This is a genomic window from Buttiauxella sp. S19-1 (assembly GCF_022134725.1).
Classification (GTDB): Bacteria; Pseudomonadota; Gammaproteobacteria; order Enterobacterales; family Enterobacteriaceae; genus Buttiauxella; species Buttiauxella ferragutiae.
The window spans coordinates 1-22,800 of sequence record NZ_JAHWLU010000079.1; the positions used below are offsets into that span (position 1 = coordinate 1).

20 protein-coding genes and 2 tRNA genes are annotated in these 22,800 nt (G+C 50.1%); 16 read left to right on the forward strand and 6 right to left on the reverse strand.

Annotated elements, in window-relative coordinates; all coding sequences use genetic code 11:
* Positions 1-42: 42 nt before the first annotated feature.
* Together MES37_RS16455 and MES37_RS16460 are read left to right on the forward strand one after the other, a co-directional pair.
* A tRNA-Asp gene (locus MES37_RS16455) sits at positions 43-119 on the forward strand.
* 55 nt (positions 120-174) lie between these two features.
* Positions 175-250 (forward strand) — tRNA-Trp (locus MES37_RS16460).
* Between the two features lie 80 nt (positions 251-330).
* Here MES37_RS16460 and hdfR read toward each other — a convergent pair.
* Positions 331-1,155 (reverse strand): HTH-type transcriptional regulator HdfR, encoded by an 825-nt coding sequence (gene hdfR, locus MES37_RS16465; protein ID WP_064541629.1) that lies wholly within the window; start codon positions 1,153-1,155, stop codon positions 331-333.
* A 119-nt stretch (positions 1,156-1,274) separates the two neighbouring features.
* On the opposite strand from hdfR, the gene MES37_RS16470 reads away from it, so the two are divergent.
* Positions 1,275-1,613: a DUF413 domain-containing protein gene (locus tag MES37_RS16470; protein WP_064541626.1), complete on the forward strand. Its 339-nt coding sequence runs from the start codon at positions 1,275-1,277 to the stop codon at positions 1,611-1,613.
* 27 nt (positions 1,614-1,640) lie between these two features.
* On the opposite strand, the gene MES37_RS16475 is transcribed toward MES37_RS16470, so the two are convergent.
* A complete protein-coding gene (locus tag MES37_RS16475) occupies positions 1,641-3,161 on the reverse strand; it encodes a YifB family Mg chelatase-like AAA ATPase (RefSeq protein ID WP_121814591.1) in 1,521 nt (506 codons plus the stop codon).
* Positions 3,162-3,515: 354 nt separating this feature from the next.
* Between MES37_RS16475 and ilvL the strand changes: the two genes are divergently transcribed.
* From ilvL to ilvA, 6 genes are all read left to right on the forward strand, one after another.
* Positions 3,516-3,614, forward strand: coding sequence for an ilv operon leader peptide (gene ilvL / locus MES37_RS16480; protein WP_072009493.1), 99 nt, complete (start codon positions 3,516-3,518; stop codon positions 3,612-3,614).
* Between the two features lie 139 nt (positions 3,615-3,753).
* On the forward strand, positions 3,754-5,400 hold the full coding sequence (gene ilvG, locus MES37_RS16485; protein ID WP_121814590.1) for an acetolactate synthase 2 catalytic subunit: 1,647 nt from the start codon (positions 3,754-3,756) through the stop codon (positions 5,398-5,400).
* The gene (gene ilvM / locus MES37_RS16490) at positions 5,397-5,654 is read left to right on the forward strand and encodes an acetolactate synthase 2 small subunit (protein WP_064515142.1); all 258 of its coding nucleotides are present in this window, start codon (positions 5,397-5,399) and stop codon (positions 5,652-5,654) included. Before ilvG ends, ilvM begins: the two co-directional genes overlap by 4 nt.
* Positions 5,655-5,673: 19 nt before the next feature.
* The gene (locus tag MES37_RS16495; RefSeq protein ID WP_064541618.1) at positions 5,674-6,606 is read left to right on the forward strand and encodes a branched-chain amino acid transaminase; all 933 of its coding nucleotides are present in this window, start codon (positions 5,674-5,676) and stop codon (positions 6,604-6,606) included.
* Between the two features lie 61 nt (positions 6,607-6,667).
* Positions 6,668-8,518, forward strand: coding sequence for a dihydroxy-acid dehydratase (ilvD, locus tag MES37_RS16500; RefSeq protein ID WP_133523150.1), 1,851 nt, complete (start codon positions 6,668-6,670; stop codon positions 8,516-8,518).
* Between the two features lie 2 nt (positions 8,519-8,520).
* On the forward strand, positions 8,521-10,065 hold the full coding sequence (gene ilvA, locus MES37_RS16505) for a threonine ammonia-lyase, biosynthetic (protein ID WP_064541612.1): 1,545 nt from the start codon (positions 8,521-8,523) through the stop codon (positions 10,063-10,065).
* Here the strand turns inward: ilvA and ilvY are convergent.
* A complete protein-coding gene (ilvY, locus tag MES37_RS16510; RefSeq protein ID WP_064541609.1) occupies positions 10,062-10,955 on the reverse strand; it encodes an HTH-type transcriptional activator IlvY in 894 nt (297 codons plus the stop codon). The two genes, ilvA and ilvY, sit on opposite strands and share 4 nt — an antisense overlap.
* A gap of 166 nt (positions 10,956-11,121) precedes the next feature.
* Here ilvY and ilvC point away from each other — a divergent pair, with 166 nt between their 5' ends.
* Positions 11,122-12,597: a ketol-acid reductoisomerase gene (gene ilvC, locus MES37_RS16515; protein ID WP_064541606.1), complete on the forward strand. Its 1,476-nt coding sequence runs from the start codon at positions 11,122-11,124 to the stop codon at positions 12,595-12,597.
* 171 nt (positions 12,598-12,768) lie between these two features.
* On the opposite strand, the gene ppiC is transcribed toward ilvC, so the two are convergent.
* Entirely contained in the window at positions 12,769-13,050 is a 282-nt protein-coding gene (gene ppiC / locus MES37_RS16520) for a peptidylprolyl isomerase PpiC (protein ID WP_064541590.1), read from the reverse strand.
* Positions 13,051-13,139: 89 nt separating this feature from the next.
* On the opposite strand from ppiC, the gene rep reads away from it, so the two are divergent.
* Positions 13,140-15,161: a DNA helicase Rep gene (rep, locus tag MES37_RS16525; RefSeq protein WP_064541587.1), complete on the forward strand. Its 2,022-nt coding sequence runs from the start codon at positions 13,140-13,142 to the stop codon at positions 15,159-15,161.
* A 1-nt stretch (position 15,162) separates the two neighbouring features.
* Here rep and gppA read toward each other — a convergent pair whose 3' ends face one another.
* Positions 15,163-16,647 (reverse strand): guanosine-5'-triphosphate,3'-diphosphate diphosphatase, encoded by a 1,485-nt coding sequence (gene gppA / locus MES37_RS16530; RefSeq protein ID WP_064541584.1) that lies wholly within the window; start codon positions 16,645-16,647, stop codon positions 15,163-15,165.
* Positions 16,648-16,653: 6 nt separating this feature from the next.
* The gene (gene rhlB / locus MES37_RS16535) at positions 16,654-17,925 is read right to left on the reverse strand and encodes an ATP-dependent RNA helicase RhlB (RefSeq protein WP_064541580.1); all 1,272 of its coding nucleotides are present in this window, start codon (positions 17,923-17,925) and stop codon (positions 16,654-16,656) included.
* Between the two features lie 131 nt (positions 17,926-18,056).
* On the opposite strand from rhlB, the gene trxA reads away from it, so the two are divergent.
* The 5 genes from trxA to MES37_RS16560 form a co-directional block, all read left to right on the forward strand.
* The gene (trxA, locus tag MES37_RS16540) at positions 18,057-18,386 is read left to right on the forward strand and encodes a thioredoxin TrxA (RefSeq protein ID WP_034461718.1); all 330 of its coding nucleotides are present in this window, start codon (positions 18,057-18,059) and stop codon (positions 18,384-18,386) included.
* Positions 18,387-18,742: 356 nt separating this feature from the next.
* Positions 18,743-20,002: a transcription termination factor Rho gene (rho, locus tag MES37_RS16545; RefSeq protein ID WP_034492237.1), complete on the forward strand. Its 1,260-nt coding sequence runs from the start codon at positions 18,743-18,745 to the stop codon at positions 20,000-20,002.
* Between the two features lie 226 nt (positions 20,003-20,228).
* The gene (gene wecA / locus MES37_RS16550) at positions 20,229-21,332 is read left to right on the forward strand and encodes a UDP-N-acetylglucosamine--undecaprenyl-phosphate N-acetylglucosaminephosphotransferase (protein WP_237932035.1); all 1,104 of its coding nucleotides are present in this window, start codon (positions 20,229-20,231) and stop codon (positions 21,330-21,332) included.
* 23 nt (positions 21,333-21,355) lie between these two features.
* The gene (wzzE, locus tag MES37_RS16555) at positions 21,356-22,405 is read left to right on the forward strand and encodes an ECA polysaccharide chain length modulation protein (protein WP_064541573.1); all 1,050 of its coding nucleotides are present in this window, start codon (positions 21,356-21,358) and stop codon (positions 22,403-22,405) included.
* A 62-nt stretch (positions 22,406-22,467) separates the two neighbouring features.
* The coding region (locus tag MES37_RS16560) for a UDP-N-acetylglucosamine 2-epimerase (protein ID WP_237932037.1) at positions 22,468-22,800 on the forward strand (333 nt) is incomplete at its 3' end.

Genomic DNA, 22,800 nt, shown 5'->3' on the forward strand with positions numbered 1-22,800 from the left:
AAAGCCAGACTGTGACATCTGGTGGTAGTAAAGAAATTCGGTGGAGCGGTAGTTCAGTCGGTTAGAATACCTGCCTGTCACGCAGGGGGTCGCGGGTTCGAGTCCCGTCCGTTCCGCCACTTATTAAAAATATTATGCCTGCTAAATTAGCGGGCTTAATAATAAGCGTTCTTTAGGGGCGTAGCTCAGTTGGTAGAGCACCGGTCTCCAAAACCGGGTGTCGCGAGTTCGAGTCTCTCCGCCCCTGCCATATAATGATCCTTTGCTTCGGCAAAGGATTTTTTTTGTCTAAAATTCCTCAAAATTCTTCCCCAAAACTACAAAAGCGCATTACTGCGCTGTGAGTGGTGTCTTTAATAACTCTTTGATTATGCTTTGCTTATCGCTATTTTGTAACCAAATCGCATACAGTGGCCGCGAGAGCGTAATTGTATCGGATAACTGGTAAATCCCTTCGCGAGTTTTAGCCCATTCCACAGGTAAAAATGAACATCCATTGAGCTGTGGTAATAGCTTATAAGCTATTTGAGCTGAACTGGTTGTCAGTACTGGAATATCATCATTACTGATGAGCCCCGTTTCGTGCTGTTGGAAGTCAGGCCCCCATTCCAGACGTAAATATGTTAATCCTGCAGTAGAGTTTTGTGCAGAAGCGGAAAATAGTGCCAGGCTGAAATGTCCCAATAATTGGCTGGAAAATTCGTCCATTTTTGGTGATTCTGTTGTGATCAGTAGGTCAAGTTGTCGTTCATGTAACTGTTTAACCAACGATTGTCGTTGGGAAATACGAGCTTCAAATTGCATGTCTTTATGCTCTTGATAGAGCGCCACTAGCCATTCTGAGAGCATACATTCCCAAAGCGATGCACTGGCACCAATCGTGAGCTCATTGTGCTGAGAGGTGTGGGAAACCTCTTTTTTGGCAGCAAGCCAAATACTCATGAGATTTTCTGCATAAGGCAGCAAACGTTCACCCGCCGTGGTAAGACGAATATTATTACGATGGCGAGTAAAAAGATTTACACCAAGCTGATTCTCTAATTGGCGAATTCTAAAGCTGACAGCTGATTGCGTTAGATAAAGAGCTTCCGCTGCTCGCCCAAAATGCCGCGTTCTGCTCACTTCGAGGAACGTTTTTAGTAATTCAGTATCCACGACCCACTCCCAAAAAAAATTTGTCGTTATGATTTAAATGTTTTGTTTGACGCTCTGTCAAGCGTAACTAATACTCCGCGCCATAAATAGCTAGACCAAGAGAATTAGGAGCGTGCAGGATGGCGGAAAGCTTTACGACGACTAATCGGTTTTTCGACAATAAACATTATCCGCGTGGGTTCGCTCGCCATGGTGATTTCACCATCAAAGAAGCCCAGCTGTTAGAACGTCATGGTTACGCGTTCAATGAGCTGGATCTTGGCAAGCGTGAACCTGGTACTGAAGAAGAAGTTCTATTTGTTGCGGTATGCCGTGGTGAACGTGAGCCAGTGACAGAAGCTGAGCGTGTGTGGAGCAAGTATATGACGCGAATCAAGCGTCCTAAGCGTTTCCATACTCTCTCTGGTGGCAAGCCACAGGCGGATGCGGTCGAAGATTACACCGACAGCGATGACTAATAAAAATGGGGCTAAAGCCCCATTTTTTTATCCTATAAGCTTCTGTAAGTGAATCAGTAAACGGTCAATTGCGCGATAGCTTAGGGCTTCCAAAATATGTTCCCTCGTTATTTGTTCACACTCCTCAATATCAGCAATCGTTCGAGCGACCTTCAATAAGCGGTGCCATGCACGTACCGACAAACCCAGCTTAATCAGAGTTTCTTCCAGCCATACGGCATCATTATGTTCAATGGCACAATGTTTACGAATCTCATGGTTATCGAGCCTTGCATTGAGCTTTTTCTGACGATCAAATTGCCGTTGCTGCGTAGAAATGACCCGAGCTCTTACATCCGCACTACTTTCACTGCTTAATGCAGGATTACTTAACATGCCGGGTGGCGGGAGAGGGATCTCGACTGATAAATCAAAGCGGTCGAGAAATGGCCCTGAAAGTCGGCTGAGGTAGCGCAGCGTTTGCTCGGGTGTGCAGCGATTATGTTTGCCTTGATAATGACCCGTCGGGCTGGGATTCATGGCCGCCAGTAGTTGGAAATGGGCGGGATAACTAATTTTGGCGCGAGTGCGAGAGATGTGAATCTCACCTGATTCTATTGGCTCACGTAATGCATCGAGCACACGTCGTTCAAATTCCGGAAGTTCATCGAGAAACAGCACACCGTTGTGTGCCAGTGAAATCTCGCCGGGTCTGGGTATCGAGCCTCCACCAACCATCGCAGCCAATGAAGCACTATGATGAGGCGCTCTGAACGGACGCTGGCGCCACTTTTGCTGTAACGCATGTGGATTGACCAGGCTAATAATGGCTGCACTCTCCAGGGCTTCACTGTCGCTTAATGGTGGAAGTAAGGTATTCAGGCGGCTGACCAGCATTGTTTTACCCGTGCCAGGGGGCCCAATCAGCAGTAGGTTATGTCCACCAGCAGCGGTGATCTCAAGCGCCCGCTTACCTTGAGCTTGGCCAAAGATTTCATTGAGGTCATGCTGGGATTCAACGTACTGCTGTTGTAGTTTATCTGGTGCTGAGAGTTCGCCTTTACCTTCCAGAAATGCGCAAACTTCAGTGAGATGCTTTGCAATAAGGCAGCCGGGCTGCTCAATCAAACTAAGTTCTGCGGCATTTTCATCAGCAACAATAATCTTCTTCCCTGATTTTAAAGCCTCCATTGCGGATGAAATAGCCCCTGGCACGCCACGTAATGCACCAGTAAGCGCCAGCTCACCTACGAACTCATATTGATCCAACTTATCGATAGAGAGTTGCTCAGACGCTGCCAGCAGCGCCAGAGCGATAGGTAAGTCATACCTGCCACCATCTTTAGGAAGATCCGCTGGCGCAAGATTGATTGTGATTTTACGGGCCGGAAAGGTATAGCCGCTATTGATGATGGCACTCCGCACCCGGTCACGCGCTTCACGGACCGTAGTTTCCGGTAAACCCACCAGAGTTAAGCCAGGCAATCCCTGGCTGATATGGACCTCTACGGTTACTTGTGGCGCCGCGATACCTAAAGCAGCTCTTGTATTCACAACTGCCAATGACATAGTTAGTTCCTCTAAGTGAACTTCATCCTGTCAGTTTGCGAATTTTGTCTAAAGAGCTGAAACGAGGTTCTTCGGGATGTCTTCCAGGCTTTCGGCTGGGATTTCTTTTTTGGAAATTATTCTGCGATGTATCTCACAAAAGATTTAATTTCTGATGGTTACTTCGCGAAAGGAGATACGAATTTATTCTGGATGAAATATTTTCACTATCCCGTTATGCGCTGAAAACAAAAAGTTTTTCTTCATCCTGATTTTTAAAGCACGATATGTCTCATAAAAAAATCTTGTGCTTCATCCAGACCCTGTGATAACTCTGTAGACATTACTTCGAACAAGTAGACAGAATAAACAAACATGAAAGCCCTTCTACAAGTGATTAGCCTGGTCGTGATTAGCGTGGTGGTGATTATTATCCCACCGTGCGGGGCTGCACTTGGAGAAAGAAAGGCTTAAAAATCAAGCCTGAATCGAAAAGAACCCCCGCACCGAAAGGTCCGGGGGTTTTTTGTTGGGCAAAGAAATTCGGAGAGAAACAGATGATGCGTTACAGAATAAAATGCTGTTTCTCCGATAATGAGACGGGGAACTAACTATGAATGGTGCGCAGTGGGTGGTACATGCGTTGCGAGCGCAGGGGGTAGAGACAGTTTTCGGCTATCCAGGTGGTGCAATAATGCCAGTCTACGATGCGTTGTATGACGGTGGGGTCGAACATTTACTCTGTCGCCATGAACAAGGCGCAGCAATGGCAGCCATTGGTTACGCACGTTCTACAGGAAAAACAGGGGTTTGCATCGCCACTTCCGGGCCTGGCGCAACCAACCTGATAACTGGCCTTGCCGATGCGCTGTTAGACTCCGTTCCAGTCGTCGCGATCACAGGCCAGGTTGCCGCTCCGTTCATCGGCACTGATGCGTTCCAGGAAGTGGATGTTTTAGGATTGTCCCTCGCATGCACCAAACATAGTTTCCTCGTTGAATCTTTTGACGATTTACCTCGCGTTCTTGCCGAAGCTTTCGAGATAGCAAACTCCGGTCGCCCAGGCCCTGTGTTGGTGGATATCCCTAAGGACATTCAGTTAGCGCAAGGTGATCTGGAGCCGTGGTTATCGACTGTTGAAGATGATTTCGAAATGCCGCATGCCGAACTGCAACAAGCTCGTGAAATGATAGCGAATGCCCACAAGCCGATGTTGTATGTTGGTGGTGGGGTCGGCATGGCACAGGCCGTTCCCGCGCTGCGTGAATTTATTGCGGCTACCAATATGCCTTCTACCGTCACGCTGAAAGGTCTGGGTGCGGTTCCGGCGGACCATCCGTTTTACACCGGCATGTTAGGCATGCATGGCACCAAAGCGGCGAACCTTGCGGTGCAAGAGTGCGACTTGCTGATTGCCGTCGGCGCGCGTTTTGACGACCGTGTTACCGGCAAACTGAATACCTTTGCTCCGCACGCGAAAGTAATTCACATGGATATCGACCCGGCAGAGTTAAGCAAATTGCGCCAGGCGCACGTTGGGTTGCAGGGGGATTTAGTCCAGTTATTACAGGCACTGCAACAGCCGCTGAATATCGCGGACTGGCAGCAAGAAGTGGCCAACTTACGTGCTGAAAACCCGTGGCGATATGATCACCCCGGTGAGGCCATTTTTGCTCCGTTATTGCTGAAACAGATCTCCGATCGCAAGCCGCAGGAGTGCGTGGTAACCACTGATGTGGGCCAGCATCAAATGTGGACGGCTCAACATATGTCATTCACTCGCCCTGAAAACTTCATCACGTCTAGCGGTTTGGGGACGATGGGTTTTGGTTTGCCGGCAGCGGTTGGTGCGCAGGTGGCCCGCCCGAATGATACGGTCATCTGTATCTCGGGTGACGGCTCATTCATGATGAACGTTCAGGAACTGGGCACGGTAAAACGAAAACAGTTGCCGTTGAAAATCGTTTTGCTGGATAACCAACGTTTAGGAATGGTTCGCCAGTGGCAGCAAATGTTTTTCTCAGAACGTTACAGCGAAACCAACCTCTCCGATAACCCTGATTTCCTCATGCTGGCCAGCGCCTTTGGTATCCCAGGCCAACACATCACTCGTAAAGACCAGGTAGAAGCTGCCATCGAAACGATGTTGAACAGCGATGGCCCGTACATGCTTCACGTCTCAATTGATGAGTACGAAAACGTCTGGCCGTTGGTGCCACCAGGTGCCAGTAACTCACAAATGCTGGAGAAATTATCATGATGCAACATCAGCTCGCAGTAACGGCCCGTTTTCGTCCAGAAACGCTGGAGCGCGTGTTACGCGTGGTGCGTCATCGTGGTTTTCAGGTGTGTTCTATGAACATGGTCACGGTGGGGAACACCGACGACATTAATATTGAATTGACCGTTGCCAGCCTGCGCCCAGTCGAATTACTGTTTAGTCAATTAAGCAAACTGGTTGACGTTGGTCGCGTCGAAATCCAGCAACAAACAACACAACAAATCCGCGCCTGAGCGCAGAAGGAAGAGAACAATGACAACGAAGAAAGCTGATTACATTTGGTTCAATGGTGAGATGACGCCGTGGGGCGAGGCAAAGGTCCATGTAATGTCCCATGCACTGCATTACGGCACATCGGTATTTGAAGGTATCCGTTGCTATGAATCTCACATTGGCCCAGTGGTGTTCCGCCATCGTGAACACATGCAGCGTTTGCGTGATTCAGCAAAAATCTATCGTTTCCCTGTATCACAAAGTGTTGATGAGCTGATGGAAGCTTGCCGTTCAGTTATCCGTAAAAACAACCTGACCAGCGCGTATATCCGCCCTTTAGTGTTTGTTGGTGATGTCGGTATGGGCGTGAACCCGCCAGACGGCTATACCACTGATGTGATCATCGCAGCCTTCCCATGGGGTGCATACCTCGGCGCAGAAGCGCTGGAACAAGGGATCGACGCGATGGTTTCCTCCTGGAACCGTGTGGCACCAAATACCATTCCAACGGCGGCGAAAGCGGGCGGTAACTACCTTTCTTCCTTGCTGGTTGGCAGTGAGGCACGTCGTCACGGTTATCAGGAAGGCATCGCGCTGGACGTGAACGGCTACCTGTCTGAAGGCGCGGGTGAAAACCTCTTTGAAGTTAAAGACGGCATCCTGTTTACCCCGCCATTTACCTCTTCCGCGCTGCCAGGCATTACCCGTGACGCCATCATTACACTGGCGAAAGACCTGGGTATCGAAGTGCGTGAGCAAGTGCTGTCTCGCGAATCCCTGTATCTGGCAGACGAAGTGTTCATGTCGGGCACTGCCGCAGAAATCACTCCAGTGCGAAGTGTCGACCGCATTCAAGTGGGTGAAGGCCGTTGTGGCCCGGTCACCAAACGCATTCAACAGGCATTCTTTGGCCTGTTCACCGGTGAAACTGAAGATAAATGGGGCTGGTTAGATCAGGTCAACCCTAAGTAAAAATATAACCAGGCGGATGGCGATTACCGTCCGCTCGACAGACAGACTGGAGTAAATAAGCATGCCTAAGTACCGTTCAGCCACCACCACCCACGGCCGTAATATGGCGGGTGCCCGCGCTTTGTGGCGCGCAACCGGGATGACCGATGACGATTTCGGCAAGCCAATTATTGCGGTAGTGAACTCCTTTACTCAGTTCGTGCCGGGACACGTTCACCTGCGCGATTTGGGCAAATTAGTCGCCGAACAAATCGAAGCCTCCGGTGGCGTGGCTAAAGAGTTCAACACCATTGCCGTTGATGACGGTATCGCCATGGGCCACGGCGGCATGCTTTATTCTCTGCCGTCACGCGAGCTTATCGCTGACTCCGTGGAATACATGGTGAACGCGCACTGCGCTGACGCGATGGTTTGTATCTCCAACTGCGACAAAATCACCCCAGGGATGTTGATGGCCTCTTTGCGCCTGAACATTCCGGTTATTTTTGTTTCCGGCGGCCCGATGGAAGCCGGGAAAACCAAACTGTCTGACCAAATCATCAAGCTCGACCTGGTTGATGCGATGATTCAGGGCGCTGACCCGAAAGTGAGTGACGAGCAAAGCGAGCAGGTTGAACGCTCTGCTTGCCCAACTTGCGGTTCCTGTTCTGGTATGTTCACGGCAAACTCGATGAACTGCCTGACCGAAGCGCTGGGCCTGTCTCAGCCGGGTAACGGTTCTCTGCTGGCAACGCACTCCGATCGTAAAGAGTTGTTCCTCAATGCTGGTAAACGCATCGTCGCCCTGACCAAACGTTATTACGAGCAGGATGATGAAAGTGCATTGCCACGTAGCATCGCCAGCAAAGAAGCGTTTGAGAACGCCATGACGCTAGATGTCGCAATGGGCGGCTCAACGAATACCGTTCTGCACTTACTGGCAGCAGCTCAGGAAGCAGAACTCGATTTCACCATGACCGATATCGACCAGCTGTCACGTAAAGTGCCACAGCTGTGTAAAGTCGCACCAAGTACCCAGAAATACCATATGGAAGATGTGCACCGTGCTGGTGGCGTAATCGGTATTTTGGGCGAGCTGGATCGCGGTGGCTTACTGCATCGCAATGTGAAAAACGTTCTGGGGCTAACCCTGACGCAAACGCTGGAACAGTACGATGTCATGCTGACCAAAGACGAAAGCGTGAAAAGCATGTTCTCAGCAGGTCCGGCGGGCATTCGTACCACAAAAGCTTTCTCGCAATCCTGCCGTTGGGATTCTCTGGACGTTGACCGCCAAAACGGTTGTATCCGTTCCAAAGAAAATGCCTACAGCCAGGAAGGTGGTTTGGCGGTGCTGTACGGTAACTTCGCTGAAAACGGCTGTATCGTGAAAACAGCGGGTGTTGACGATGAAAGCCTGGTGTTCCGAGGACCAGCGAAAGTCTATGAAAGCCAGGATGATGCGGTAGAGGCAATTCTTGGTGGCAAAGTCGTCGCAGGCGACGTGGTTGTTATTCGCTACGAAGGGCCAAAAGGCGGGCCAGGCATGCAAGAAATGCTTTACCCAACAACCTTCCTGAAGTCGATGGGTCTGGGCAAAGCCTGTGCGCTGGTGACTGATGGTCGTTTCTCCGGCGGGACTTCAGGTCTTTCAATTGGCCACGTTTCTCCGGAAGCGGCAAGCGGCGGCAATATTGCGCTGATTGAAGATGGCGACATGATTGCGATTGATATCCCGAATCGTGGTATCCAACTGCAATTGAGCGATCAGGAAATGGCTGCTCGTCGTGAAGCGCAAGAAGCTCGCGGTGACAAAGCCTGGACGCCACGTGCGCGTGAACGCCAGGTTTCCTTTGCTCTGCGCGCTTACGCAATGCTTGCCACCAGTGCCGATAAGGGCGCGGTGCGCGATAAAAGTAAGCTTGGAGGCTAATCATGGCCGAATCGCAACCGCTACCTGATGCCCCTTGCGGGGCGGAATATCTGCGAGCTGTATTGCGCGCTCCGGTTTACGAAGTCGCGCAAGTTACCCCATTGCAGAAGATGGAAAAACTGTCATCACGGCTGGATAACGTCATTCTGGTGAAACGTGAAGATCGGCAACCCGTGCACAGTTTCAAACTGCGCGGCGCATACGCAATGATTGCCGGGCTGAACAGTGAGCAAAAAGCCAGCGGCGTGATTACGGCTTCAGCTGGTAACCATGCTCAAGGTGTTGCGCTTTCCTCAACGCGTTTAGGCATCAAGTCTTTGATTGTCATGCCAGTCACTACGGCAGATATCAAAGTGGATGCCGTCAGGGCGTTTGGCGGTGAAGTGCTTTTGCATGGCGCAAACTTTGATGAAGCGAAAGCGCGTGCTATCGAGCTTTCGCAGCAACAAGGTTTCACTTACGTTCCTCCGTTTGACCACCCGGCAGTCATCGCCGGGCAGGGCACGCTGGCGCTCGAACTCCTGCAACAAGACGCCCATATCGACCGCATATTCGTACCGGTTGGCGGCGGTGGCCTGGCGGCTGGCGTGGCAGTGCTGATCAAACAGTTGATGCCACAAATCAAAGTGATTGCCGTTGAAGCGGAAGATTCAGCCTGTTTGAAAGCCGCACTCGATGCGGGCAAGCCGGTTGATTTGGCGCGTGTCGGATTGTTTGCTGAAGGCGTTGCGGTTAAGCGTATCGGCGATGAAACGTTCCGTTTATGTCAGGAATATCTCGACGACATCATCACGGTGGATAGCGATGCTATCTGCGCTGCGATGAAAGACTTGTTCGAAGATGTTCGTGCAGTTGCTGAACCGTCCGGCGCTCTGGCTCTGGCGGGGATGAAAAAGTACATCCAGCAACACCAGATTCGTGGTGAACGCCTCGCGCACGTATTATCCGGTGCGAACGTTAACTTCCACGGCCTGCGTTACGTTTCCGAGCGTTGCGAGCTGGGTGAACAACGTGAAGCGCTGTTGGCGGTCACCATTCCTGAAGAGAAAGGCAGCTTCCTGAAATTCTGCCAGGTACTGGGCGGGCGCTCAGTTACCGAGTTTAACTATCGCTATTCCAGTTCGGCGGAAGCCTGCATTTTCGTTGGCGTTCGTTTGACGCGTGGCCTCGAAGAGCGGCATGAAATCATCGAATTGCTTAACGAAGGTGGTTACGGCGTTGTCGATTTGTCTGATGACGAAATGGCGAAACTGCACGTGCGTTACATGGTGGGCGGGCGTCCGTCGAAACCCCTGCGAGAGCGTCTGTACAGTTTCGAATTCCCTGAGTCGCCAGGCGCTTTGCTGAAATTCCTGCAAACGCTCGGCACGCACTGGAATATTTCCCTGTTCCATTACCGCAGCCACGGCACGGATTATGGCCGCGTGCTGGCGGCGTTCGAACTGGGCGACAATGAGCCAGATTTCGAAACCCGTCTCAATGAACTGGGCTACGACTGCCACGATGAAACCAGTAACCCAGCGTTCCGTTTCTTCCTTGCAGGTTAATGGCTTCCGGGCAGTAATTTCCAGAACGCATGCACAAGCGGCTCATTGAGCCGCTTTTTTTGTACGCAAACGCCCAACTCAAACGGTGTGGTCTCATCGTTTCGTTCCAGCACCTGCACGCGGTTTCGTACCGGTTCCGGGCTGTTTTCCAGCACGATTTCAGGAATCAGCGCCACGCCACAACCCAGCGCCACCATTGAAACCATTGCCTCATGCCCTGCCACCGTCGCGTAAATAAACGGGTTGCTGATTTTCTGACGGCGGAACCACAACTCAATACGGCGGCGTACCGGGCCTTGATCCGGTAAAATAAATGGCACTTTTGCCCAGTCGGGATCCGGTTGATTTACCTGCGCTCGAACCGGGCACGGCAGCGCGGGCGCAATAAGCGCCACAGATAAATTATCCAGAATCGAAAAGGCAACGCCTGGCGGCAATGTCTCCGGTTTACCCGCAATAGCGATATCGGCTTCGTTAGAATCCACTTTTTCTACTGCATCGGCTGCATCGCCGGTGGTCAGTTTGATCTCCACGTTGGGATGCTCAGCACGGAATCTGTCGAGAATTGGCGGTAAATGACTGTAGGCGGCGGTGACGGAGCAAAAAAGATGTAACTCGCCGGTGAGCGACGGCCCTTCCTGCCCGATGGTGTGGCGCATTTGCTGATACTGCAACAGCGTGTGCTGGGCGAACTGTTTCAGTTGCTCTCCGGCCTCGGTCAGCGTAACGGTGCGGTTATCGCGTAAAAACAAGGGTTGACCTAAATCCTCTTCGAGGCGCTGGATCTGGCGCGAAAGCGTCGACGGGCTGACGTGCATCGCGCGTGCGCTCCTGCCGAAATGGCGACTTTCAGCAAGGTGGATAAATATTTTCAGGTCGCGTAAATCCATGGTCATCAGCCCTTGTTTCTACGTTGCATAAATTGCAACGTCACGTTGTTAATATATCAATTTAAGCAACGCATTTCCTGTCATATAGTGAGTTCATTATCGCAAGCAAGACACGGCTGGCGAACCTTATAAAAGCACAACACAACGACTACGGAGTACCACCACGATGGCTAATTATTTCAACACTTTGAACCTGCGTCAGCAGTTGGCGCAACTGGGTAAATGTCGTTTCATGGCGCGTGCAGAATTCGCTGATGAAGCAAGCTACCTCAAAGGCAAAAAAGTCGTCATCGTCGGTTGTGGCGCACAAGGCTTGAACCAGGGTCTGAACATGCGCGACTCCGGTCTGGATGTTGCTTATGCTCTGCGTGCTGAAGCTATCGCTGAGAAACGCGCTTCATGGCGTAAAGCGACCGAAAACGGTTTTAAAGTTGGCACTTACGAAGAACTGATCCCGCAAGCCGACCTGGTCGTTAACCTGACGCCAGACAAACAGCACTCTGCGGTTGTTAAGGCAGTTCAGCCAATGATGAAAGATGGTGCTGCGCTGGGTTATTCCCACGGTTTCAACGTGGTTGAAGTGGGCGAGCAAATCCGTAAAGACATCACCGTGGTGATGGTTGCGCCAAAATGCCCGGGCACTGAAGTTCGTGAAGAATACAAACGTGGTTTCGGCGTACCGACTCTGATTGCGGTTCACCCGGAAAACGATCCGAAAGGCGAAGGCATGGCAATTGCTAAAGCCTGGGCTGCTGCAACCGGCGGTCACCGTGCAGGCGTTCTGGAATCTTCCTTCGTCGCAGAAGTGAAATCTGACCTGATGGGTGAGCAAACTATTCTGTGCGGCATGCTGCAGGCCGGTTCCCTGCTGTGCTTCGACAAGCTGGTGGAAGAAGGCACTGACCCGGCATACGCAGAAAAACTGATTCAGTTCGGCTGGGAAACCATCACCGAAGCGCTGAAACAAGGTGGCATTACGCTGATGATGGACCGCTTGTCTAACCCGGCGAAAGTCCGTGCTTATGCGCTGTCTGAACAACTGAAAACCATCATGGCTCCATTGTTCCAGAAACACATGGACGACATCATCTCCGGCGAATTCTCTTCCGGCATGATGGCTGACTGGGCAAATGACGATAAAAATCTGCTGACCTGGCGTGAAGAAACCGGCAAAACTGCGTTCGAAACCGCTGCACAGTTTGACGGTAAAATCTCTGAGCAGGAATACTTCGATAAAGGTGTTCTGATGATCGCAATGGTGAAAGCGGGCGTTGAGCTGGCGTTCGAAACCATGGTTGATGCGGGCATTATCGAAGAGTCTGCTTACTACGAATCACTGCACGAACTGCCGCTGATTGCGAATACCATCGCTCGTAAGCGTTTGTACGAAATGAACGTGGTTATCTCTGACACGGCTGAATACGGCAACTACCTGTTCTCTTACGCTGCGGTTCCATTGCTGAAAGAATTCATGACAACTCTGCAAGCGGGTGATTTGGGCAAAGAAATCCCGGCGGGTGCGGTTGATAACGCGCAACTGCGTGACGTTAACGAAGCGATTCGTAACCACGAAATCGAAACCGTTGGCAAGAAACTGCGCGGCTATATGAAAGATATGAAGCGTATTGCTGTAGCGGGTTAATACCCCGTCGTCTTTCGATTCGCCGCTGTGTTGGCAGCGTTCGTACACCCCAGTCACATAATTGTCTATGTTCCTGGGGCTGTATTCACTTGCCGCCTTGCTGCAAATCGAAATCCATAGGGGTATTCAATTGATACAAGCCCGGTAAGCTTTACGCTACCGGGCTTGCTGTTAATTACGATACAACACTTTGATGATGTGGTAACCAAACTGCGTGTGCAGCGGGCCGTATGGTTCGAGCAGCGGGCAGGAAAACACCACTTTATCGAACGCAGGAACCATCTGGCCCTGACGGAATTCACCTAAGTGACCGCCTTTTTTGCCTGACGGGCAGGTGGAATGCTTTTTAGCCAGTTTTTCGAAGTCGCCGCCATTCTGAAGCTGCGCCAGAATTTCCTGGGCCAGTTTTTCTTCCTTAACAAGGATATGCAATGCTGCTGCGGTTTTTGCCATGATAGTGCCTTGAGTCGCATGGATTAGGCTCGCTATACTACCACGCTCTTTTTCCCCTTCGTACCTTCCTGACTTCACTGGGTGACCTTATGCGTTTAAACCCTGGCCAACAACAAGCCGTCGAATTTGTCACCGGACCCTGCCTGGTCCTGGCGGGCGCAGGCTCGGGCAAAACACGTGTGATTACCAATAAAATGGCGCATTTGATTCGCGAATGTGGCTATCAGGCACGTCACATCGCAGCGGTCACGTTTACTAACAAAGCGGCCCGCGAGATGAAAGAGCGTGTGGCGCAAACGTTAGGGCGCAAAGAAGCACGTGGTTTGCTGATCTCCACTTTCCATACCTTAGGTCTTGAGATTATTAAACGCGAGTACGCAGCGCTGGGGATGAAGGCTAACTTCTCACTATTTGATGACACCGATCAGACGGCGTTGCTCAAAGAGCTAACCGAAGGTTTGCTCGAGGACGATAAGACTTTATTGCAGCAGTTGATCTCGACGATCTCAAACTGGAAAAACGATCTGATGACGCCTTCGCAGGCGGCTGCGCAGGCCAAAGGGGAGCGTGACCGAATCTTTGCTCACTGCTATGGCTTGTACGATACACATCTGAAATCCTGCAATGTTCTGGATTTTGATGATCTGATTTTGCTTCCAACACTGCTTTTACAGAGCAATGAAGAAGTTCGTGAGCGTTGGCAAAACCGCATCCGCTATTTGCTGGTGGATGAGTATCAGGATACCAACACCAGCCAGTATGAACTGGTGAAGTTGCTGGTAGGGGCGCGAGCAAGATTTACCGTGGTGGGTGATGACGACCAGTCGATTTACTCCTGGCGCGGCGCAAGGCCGCAAAACCTCGTCTTGCTAAGTCAGGATTTCCCGGCACTTCAGGTGATTAAGCTTGAACAGAATTACCGTTCTTCCGGGCGTATTCTGAAAGCGGCAAACATTCTGATTGCCAATAATCCACATGTGTTTGAAAAACGTCTCTTCTCTGAACTGGGTTATGGCACCGAATTAAAAGTAGTGACGGCAAACAGTGAAGATCATGAGGCTGAACGCGTTACTGGCGAGCTTATTGCCCATCACTTCATAAATAAGACTAATTACAAAGATTACGCCATCCTCTATCGCGGAAATTTCCAGTCGCGCGTGTTTGAGAAGATGCTGATGCAGAACCGCATCCCGTATCGCATCTCAGGTGGCACCTCGTTCTTCTCGCGACCGGAAATCAAAGACCTTCTGGCTTATCTGCGTGTACTGACCAACCCCGATGACGACAGTGCATTCATGCGGATAGTGAATACACCGAAGCGTGAAATAGGCCCGGCGACTCTGCAAAAGCTGGGTGCCTGGGCGATGCAGCGCAATAAAGGATTGTTTAGCGCCAGCTTCGACATGGGGTTGAGCCAGACGCTGAGTGGGCGTGGTCTGGAGTCGTTACAGCGTTTCACTCAGTGGTTACGCGATGTGGCGACTTTGTCAGAACGCGACCCCATTGCTGCCGTGCGCGATTTGATTCACGGCATTGATTATGAAAGCTGGCTATATGAAACCTCACCCAGCCAGAAAGCCGCCGAAATGCGCATGAAAAACGTCAATACATTGTTTAGCTGGATGACGGAAATGCTTGAGGGGTCGGAAATCGATGATCCAATGACGTTAACTCAGGTGGTCACTCGCTTTACGCTGCGCGATATGATGGAGCGCGGGGAGAGCGATGAAGAAGCCGATCAGGTTCAGCTCATGACGCTTCATGCTTCAAAAGGTCTCGAATTCCCGTATGTCTTTTTAGTCGGGATGGAAGAAGGGTTGCTGCCGCATCAGAGTAGTATCGATGAAGATAACATTGAAGAAGAGCGCCGTCTGGCATATGTGGGAATTACTCGTGCGCAAAAAGAACTGACTTTTACGCTCTGCAAAGAACGCCGTCAGTATGGTGAGCTGATTCGCCCTGAACCCAGCCGTTTCTTGCTGGAATTACCACAAGATGATTTGCTGTGGGAAACGGAACGTAAAGTGGTATCAGCTGAAGAACGGATGCACAAAGGCCAGAATAATGTAGCCAACATTCGTGAAATGCTGGCAAAAGCACGTAAAAGCTGAGTTATTTGATAGTCAGCGACCAGTGGACATAGCTTTGCCACAGGCTTTCTTGTTCGAGTAATTCAGCTCCGAGTGGGTGGCATTCCAGCCACTTTTCGGGAAGCTCAAGAATTAAAGTTTCGCCTTCCACCTTCAGCGTAATATCCGGCAGAATGTCATCGCGACGGCGACTGGCGAAAATAATAGCCAGGCGTAACAGGCGGCAAAGATATTCTGCAATACGCGGTGGTACGGCATTTTGCTGGTGGAGAGACGAGAGATCAACGGGGTTTGTCTGGTTCAACATCAGTGTCGCCAGCAGTTTTTTCTGGGCTGGTGTATAACCCGGAAGATCGAGATTTTTCACCAGATAGGCGGCGTGTTGAGGCGCTTGCTTAAAGTCGACGCTCAGGCCAATTTCATGCAGCAGGGCCGCGCTGTCGAGCATTTCTACACTCAGTGGCGTCAGATTCCACGAATCCGTTACCTGGTTGGCTAGTGCCTGTGCCAGTTGCTGCACGCGTTCTGCTTGCCCGGTATCAACCATAAAACGACGCTGAATATTGCGTATGGTACGGCTGCGGATTTCCTGGTTAACGGACAAATGAAGCATTCCGTACACCAGACCTTCACGCAGCGCACCGCCAGCCAGCGTCATACAATTGATCGATAACTCTTCGAATATCGCGATTAAAATGGCGAGACCGCTTGGAAACACCAGGGCTCTTTCTAGCGTAAGCCCTTCAATTTCCAGCTCTTCGAGTCGGCCACATTGAATGGCTCTCTGCTTTAACTGCTGAAGCTTTGCAAGCGTAATTCGTTCGTCCATTCCCTGCGCCATCATGATTTCTTGCAAGGCTTGTACGGTGCCTGAAGCGCCAACGCAGACTTTCCAGCCATGATGTTTTAACCGATCGCAAATCGGCCTGAGAACCTCTTTTGCAGCGGTTTCGGCAGCATCAAAGTTTTCTTTTGCCAGATTTCGATCGCTAAAAAAGCGTTCAAGCCAGGTCACGCAACCCATTGATAAGCTAAAGAGTGCGGTTGTTTGCGCCCCCGAGCCTGTCACCAGTTCCGTGCTGGCACCGCCGATATCAACCACTAAGCGCTGATCGGCACCGCCCGTCGTATGGGCAACACCCTGATAAATCAGGCGTGCTTCTTCTTCGCCGCGGATGATTTGCACCGGACAACCGAGGATTTTTTCAGCCTGCTGGATGAATTCATTGGCGTTGGTAGCCAGGCGTAGTGTCGCGGTGGCGACAACTCGAATTTGTGACTGAGGGATATCTTGTAGACGTTCAGCAAATAAGCGCAGGCATTGCCACCCGCGCTCCATCGCTTCGCGTGAAAGCGTATTGTCGCTGCTTAAACCAGCAGCAAGGCGTACTTTCCGTTTAATCCTGGCAAGGGTTTGTATGCTCCCTGCCACCTCACGTACAACCAACATATGAAAGCTATTTGAGCCTAAATCAATTGCTGCATACAGCGAGGTGGAGCTGAGCATAAATTTTTAACCTGTGCGACGACGATTACCACGGGAGGCGCCACCATTACGGCGAGGACCGTTACCCGGACGGGAACGTGTCAGACGCTTCGGTGGAGGAAGTTCGCTTAACAGTGCTTCAGTTTTGTACTTGCTGACCGGGATTGAGTGACCGATATAGGTTTCAATGGCAGACAGGTTTAACGCATAGTCTTCACAAGCAAGGCTGATGGAATGGCCACTTTCGCCAGCACGACCGGTACGGCCAATACGGTGAACGTAGTCTTCGCAGTCATCCGGTAAATCGTAGTTGAAAACATGAGTGACAAGCGGGATGTGTAAACCACGAGCGGCAACATCGGTTGCAACTAAGATGTCGAGATCGCCACGAGTGAATTCATCAAGAATGCGCAGACGTTTTTTCTGAGCCACATCGCCGGTTAACAGACCAACACGATGCCCATCAGCAGCCAGATGACCCCAGATATCTTCACAACGGTGTTTGGTGTTAGCAAAGATAATGGCGCGGTCTGGCCACTCTTCTTCGATTAGCGTCTGCAACAGGCGCATTTTCTCTTCGTTAGAAGGGTAGAACAGCTCTTCCTGGATGCGGTGACCGGTTTTTTGTTCCGGTTCAACTTCCACGTATTCCGCGTTGTTCATCTGTTCGAACGCCAGTTCACGCACACGGTAAGATAAGGTGGCAGAGAACAGCATGTTCAGGCGTTGGGTAACAGGAGGCATGCGGCGGAACAACCAACGAATATCTTTAATAAAGCCGAGATCGTACATACGGTCAGCTTCATCAAGCACCACAACCTGAATTGCACCTAAGTTGATGTGGTTTTGTTTGGCGTAATCAATCAAACGGCCAGTGGTACCGATAAGAATATCAACACCGCTTTCCAGCACTTTAAGCTGTTTGTCGTAGCCGTCGCCACCATAAGCCAGGCCGAGTTTCAGGCCGGTCGATTGTGCAAGTGGCTCTGCGTCAGAGTGAATTTGTACTGCCAGTTCACGAGTCGGTGCCATGATTAAAGCACGCGGCTGGTTCACCTGGCGATTCTCTGGAACCGGGTGAGAGAGTAAATAATGGAACGTTGACGTTAAAAACGCCATCGTTTTGCCAGTACCGGTTTGCGCCTGCCCTGCAACGTCACGATTCGCTAGTGTCAGCGGTAGTGCCAGTGCCTGAATTGGGGTGCAGTTATGGAACCCTTTATTTTCAAGGGCTTCAATCACCTTAGGGTGCAGGGCGAAGTCGGAAAACTTCTGTTCGGTCAAATGTGTTTTGCTCATAGTGTGGTAGAATATCAGTTTACTATTGCTTTACGAAAGCACATCCGTTGAAATAAACGGGGTGAAATAAAGTCACCCCAAGTTGGTTGAGGCTACACCAACAAGGTAGACATAATCCTGCGGAGTAGAACATGAGCGATAAAATTATTCACCTGACTGACGACAGTTTCGACACGGACGTGCTAAAAGCTGATGGGTTGATCCTGGTTGATTTCTGGGCAGAGTGGTGTGGTCCATGCAAGATGATCGCCCCGATTCTTGATGAAATCGCTGATGAATATCAGGGCAATCTGACCGTTGCTAAACTGAACATCGATCAGAACCCGGGCACCGCACCGAAATACGGTATCCGTGGTATCCCAACTCTGTTGCTGTTCAAGAATGGTGAAGTGGCTGCGACCAAAGTTGGTGCGCTGTCTAAAGGCCAGTTAAAAGAGTTCCTCGACGCTAATCTGGCATAATGGAATCTCAGCCGGTGCGTGCGGGTTCGCAATTTTTTGTGAGCTGCTGGACGCCCGGCGTCAGTCATGCTAAGTTACTTTTACTGCATTTTGAACTTGTCTTGTAGTTTGAATCTTTGTATTACCCAATGCTTCCAGTTAACTTTCACTAAGACGCTGTTTTACAGTGAACATATGGTCGCAAAATCGATTTCGGGCATATCACCCATTCCGTCGTGTCGTTTCAGTTCTGCGTTTTTCCTATGACCAGACAGCGATAAGACATGTGGTGGTGGCCATTAAACAGGCATGGATGATCCTGCCATACCATTCACGATCATGTTCGAGATTTACCCCGAGTTTAAGAACCCACCATTATGAATCTTACCGAATTAAAGAATACGCCGGTTTCTGAGCTGATTACTCTCGGCGAAAATATGGGGCTGGAAAACCAAGCCCGTATGCGCAAGCAGGACATTATTTTCTCCATCCTGAAGCAACATGCTAAGAGTGGTGAAGATATCTTTGGTGACGGTGTGCTGGAGATATTGCAGGACGGATTTGGTTTCCTCCGCTCTGCAGACAGCTCCTACCTCGCCGGTCCTGATGACATCTACGTTTCTCCCAGCCAAATCCGCCGTTTCAACCTCCGCACAGGGGATACCATCTCCGGTAAGATTCGCCCGCCGAAAGAAGGTGAGCGTTACTTTGCACTGCTGAAAGTAAACGAAGTCAACTATGACAAACCGGAAAATGCGCGTAGCAAAATCCTGTTCGAAAACTTAACCCCGCTGCATGCGAACTCTCGTTTACGCATGGAACGTGGTAACGGTTCTACCGAAGACTTAACCGCACGCGTACTGGATCTGGCATCGCCAATCGGTCGCGGCCAGCGTGGCCTGATTGTGGCACCGCCGAAAGCCGGTAAAACCATGCTGCTGCAAAACATCGCTACCAGCATTGCGTATAACCATCCTGATTGTGTACTGATGGTTCTGCTGATTGACGAGCGTCCGGAAGAAGTGACCGAGATGCAGCGTCTGGTTAAAGGTGAAGTTATTGCTTCTACCTTTGATGAGCCAGCCTCGCGCCACGTTCAGGTTGCCGAAATGGTCATCGAGAAAGCAAAACGTCTGGTTGAGCACAAGAAGGACGTAATTATTCTTCTCGACTCCATCACCCGTCTGGCTCGTGCCTACAACACCGTGGTACCGGCATCAGGCAAAGTGTTAACCGGTGGTGTGGACGCTAACGCCCTGCATCGTCCAAAACGCTTCTTCGGTGCTGCACGTAACGTGGAAGAGGGTGGTAGCCTGACTATCATCGCAACGGCTTTGGTTGATACCGGTTCTAAAATGGATGAAGTTATCTACGAAGAATTTAAAGGTACCGGCAACATGGAACTGCATCTGGCGCGTAAAATCGCTGAGAAGCGTGTGTTCCCTGCCATCGACTATAATCGTTCTGGTACCCGTAAAGAAGAATTGCTGACTACCCAGGAAGAACTGCAGAAAATGTGGATCCTGCGTAAAATCATCCACCCAATGGGTGAGATTGATGCCATGGAATTCCTCATCAACAAGCTGGCGATGACGAAAACCAACGAAGACTTCTTCGATATGATGAAACGCTCGTAAGCCATAAAAACTCGGGGAACGCCACGCTTAGTCGTGGCGTTTTTCTTTTCTGGTATAAAATTCATTGCAATCAGATGAAGGTTGTATATTTTTGTAACCTTAGTTGCTTGTGGCCGACGTCAATACATTGATTGTTCAAAAATGTCATAAAAACAATCGGTCATTATGATTTTTGGTATGTTTTTTGCTTTAATAGTTTGCATGATTTTGCAGAGAGCCGTTTATTGTGAACTTACTCAGTCTGAGTACAGACCTCATCCTTGTCTTTATTTTCACTCTGGTCTTTTTATTTTTCGCCCGTAAAGCGGCGAAGAGAATTGGCCTGGTGGATCGACCGAATTACCGCAAGCGGCATCAGGGGTTGATCCCGTTAGTGGGGGGGATTTCTGTTTATGCTGGCATCTGTTTTGCGTTTTTAGTTTCTTGGTTGTCTTCCAACTACTATGTTCCGCATGCCCGTCTTTATTTAGGCTGTGCTGGCGTTTTAGTATTTGTTGGGGCTCTTGACGATCGATTCGACATTAGTGTGAAATTCCGCGCTCTCACGCAGGCGTCTGTCGCAATAGTCATGATGGCTTATGCAGGGCTCTACATTGCTAATTTTGGCTATATTTTGGGTTCCTGGGAATTCCTGCTCGGTCCCTTTGGTTATATCGTCACGTTGTTTGCAGTATGGGCTGCTATCAATGCATTTAATATGGTTGACGGTATTGATGGCCTTTTAGGTGGGCTATCAAGCGTATCGTTTGCTGCACTTGGCATCATCCTCCTTTTTGATGGGCAAATTAGTCTTGCGATGTGGTGTTTCGCCATGATCGCGGCCATCCTTCCTTATATATTACTGAACCTTGGTGTACTTGGTCGCCGGTATAAAGTTTTTATGGGTGATGCGGGAAGCACCTTTATCGGCTTCACTCTAATTTGGATGTTGTTGCAAACCACACAAGGAAATTCTCATCCGATAAGCCCTGTGACTGCTTTGTGGATTATCGCCATTCCATTGATGGATATGATTGCTATCATGTATCGTCGACTTCGCAAAGGGTTGAGTCCATTCTCAGCCGATAGACAGCACATTCATCACCTTATTATGAGGGCTGGCTTTACTTCGCGGCAGGCATTTGCATTGATTACCCTCGCTGCGGCATTGTTAGCAAGTGTCGGAGTCATTGCAGAATATCTTTCAATTGTACCCGAGTGGGTAATGTTGGCATTATTCTTGCTTGCATTTGTCCTATATGATTATTGCATCAAACGCGCCTGGAAAGTGGCTCGTTTTATAAGACGCCATAAGCGTCGGCAACGTAGAAACAGCAGTAGCATTTCTTAATTCTGAATGTAATTGGGGAAGTGATGAAACAAAACGTGCCAGGAAATAACCCGGGAATGGTAGACAACGAGTTGGACATTCGTGGTTTATTCCGGACACTTTGGCAAGGGAAGCTGTGGATTATTGGCGTGGCAGCTTTGTTTGCTGCCGTAGCGCTGATCTATACTTTCTTTGCCAAGCAGGAGTGGAGTGCTAACGCGATAACCGATCGTCCAACCGTGAATATGCTGGGTGGTTTTTATTCTCAGCAGCAATTCCTGCGCAATCTTGACCTCAGATCTAACATGTTGCCGGTCGATCAGCCGTCGGTGATGGATGAAGCTTACAAAGAATTCATCATGCAGCTGTCTGCTTACGACACCCGTCGTGATTTTTGGCTGCAGACTGACTATTACAAACAACGTCAGGTTGGCAACAGTAAAGTGGATGCCGCGCTATTGGATGAAGTCATTGATAACATTCAATTTACTGCTGGTGATGCCACCCGTAACACTAGCGATAGCGTAAAGCTAATTGCTGAAACTGCCGCTGATGCTAACAACTTGCTGCGCCAATATGTCGCTTTTGCCAGCCAGCGTGCGGCAAGCCATCTCAATGAAGAACTGACGGGGGCCTGGGCTGCTCGTACTGTTCAGATGAAAGCGCAAGTTAAACGCCAGGAAGCAGTAGCGAAGGCAATTTTTGACCGCAAAGTGCACAGTGTCGAGCAAGCGCTGAAAATAGCACAGCAGCAAAATATTTCTAAAAGTGAAACAGAAATTCCTGCCGACGAGTTACCAGATTCTGAAATGTTCATGTTAGGACGTCCTATGTTGCAAGCACGCCTTGAAAGCTTGCAAGCGGTAGGTCCAGACTATGACATCGACTATGACCAGAATCGAGCCATGCTGTCGACGCTGAATGTTGGGCCGACGCTCGACGCTCGCTTCCAAACCTACCGCTATTTACGTACCCCTGAGGAACCTGTGAAGCGTGATAGTCCGCGCCGGGCATTCTTGCTGATTATGTGGGGTATGGTTGGGGCCCTGATTGGTGCTGGTGTGGCATTAGCCCGCCGTCCAAAATTGTTATAACGCCCTTACCCGGTGAAAGCTCGATGGACGGCTTTCACCTTTTTTAATTAAAGAGAATCGCTGTGAAAGTGTTAACTGTTTTTGGCACGCGCCCAGAAGCCATTAAAATGGCTCCACTGGTTGATGCGTTGGCAAAAGACCCGTTTTTTGACGCAAAAGTCTGCGTGACAGCACAGCATCGCGAGATGCTGGATCAAGTGCTGAATCTATTTTCTATCGAGCCGGATTATGATTTAAACATCATGAAACCGGGGCAAGGGTTGACGGAAATCACCTGCCGCATCCTCGAGGGACTAAAGCCGATTCTTGAGTCATTTAAGCCGGATGTGGTTCTGGTACATGGCGATACCACAACGACACTCGCCACTAGTCTTGCTGCATTTTATCAGCGTATT

Bases quoted from the DNA above. Each gene is read 5' to 3' on its own strand.
- rhlB (WP_064541580.1), bottom strand. From the start codon at position 17,925: ATGAGCAAAACACATTTGACCGAACAGAAGTTTTCCGACTTCGCCCTG.
- MES37_RS16495 (WP_064541618.1), top strand. From the start codon at position 5,674: ATGACAACGAAGAAAGCTGATTACATTTGGTTCAATGGTGAGATGACG.
- MES37_RS16475 (WP_121814591.1), bottom strand. From the start codon at position 3,161: ATGTCATTGGCAGTTGTGAATACAAGAGCTGCTTTAGGTATCGCGGCG.
- ilvM (WP_064515142.1), top strand. From the start codon at position 5,397: ATGATGCAACATCAGCTCGCAGTAACGGCCCGTTTTCGTCCAGAAACG.
- rho (WP_034492237.1), top strand. From the start codon at position 18,743: ATGAATCTTACCGAATTAAAGAATACGCCGGTTTCTGAGCTGATTACT.
- ilvD (WP_133523150.1), top strand. From the start codon at position 6,668: ATGCCTAAGTACCGTTCAGCCACCACCACCCACGGCCGTAATATGGCG.
- MES37_RS16470 (WP_064541626.1), top strand. From the start codon at position 1,275: ATGGCGGAAAGCTTTACGACGACTAATCGGTTTTTCGACAATAAACAT.
- ilvA (WP_064541612.1), top strand. From the start codon at position 8,521: ATGGCCGAATCGCAACCGCTACCTGATGCCCCTTGCGGGGCGGAATAT.
- ilvG (WP_121814590.1), top strand. From the start codon at position 3,754: ATGAATGGTGCGCAGTGGGTGGTACATGCGTTGCGAGCGCAGGGGGTA.
- ppiC (WP_064541590.1), bottom strand. From the start codon at position 13,050: ATGGCAAAAACCGCAGCAGCATTGCATATCCTTGTTAAGGAAGAAAAA.
- wzzE (WP_064541573.1), top strand. From the start codon at position 21,356: ATGAAACAAAACGTGCCAGGAAATAACCCGGGAATGGTAGACAACGAG.
- ilvL (WP_072009493.1), top strand. From the start codon at position 3,516: ATGAAAGCCCTTCTACAAGTGATTAGCCTGGTCGTGATTAGCGTGGTG.
- trxA (WP_034461718.1), top strand. From the start codon at position 18,057: ATGAGCGATAAAATTATTCACCTGACTGACGACAGTTTCGACACGGAC.
- rep (WP_064541587.1), top strand. From the start codon at position 13,140: ATGCGTTTAAACCCTGGCCAACAACAAGCCGTCGAATTTGTCACCGGA.
- ilvC (WP_064541606.1), top strand. From the start codon at position 11,122: ATGGCTAATTATTTCAACACTTTGAACCTGCGTCAGCAGTTGGCGCAA.
- ilvY (WP_064541609.1), bottom strand. From the start codon at position 10,955: ATGGATTTACGCGACCTGAAAATATTTATCCACCTTGCTGAAAGTCGC.
- gppA (WP_064541584.1), bottom strand. From the start codon at position 16,647: ATGCTCAGCTCCACCTCGCTGTATGCAGCAATTGATTTAGGCTCAAAT.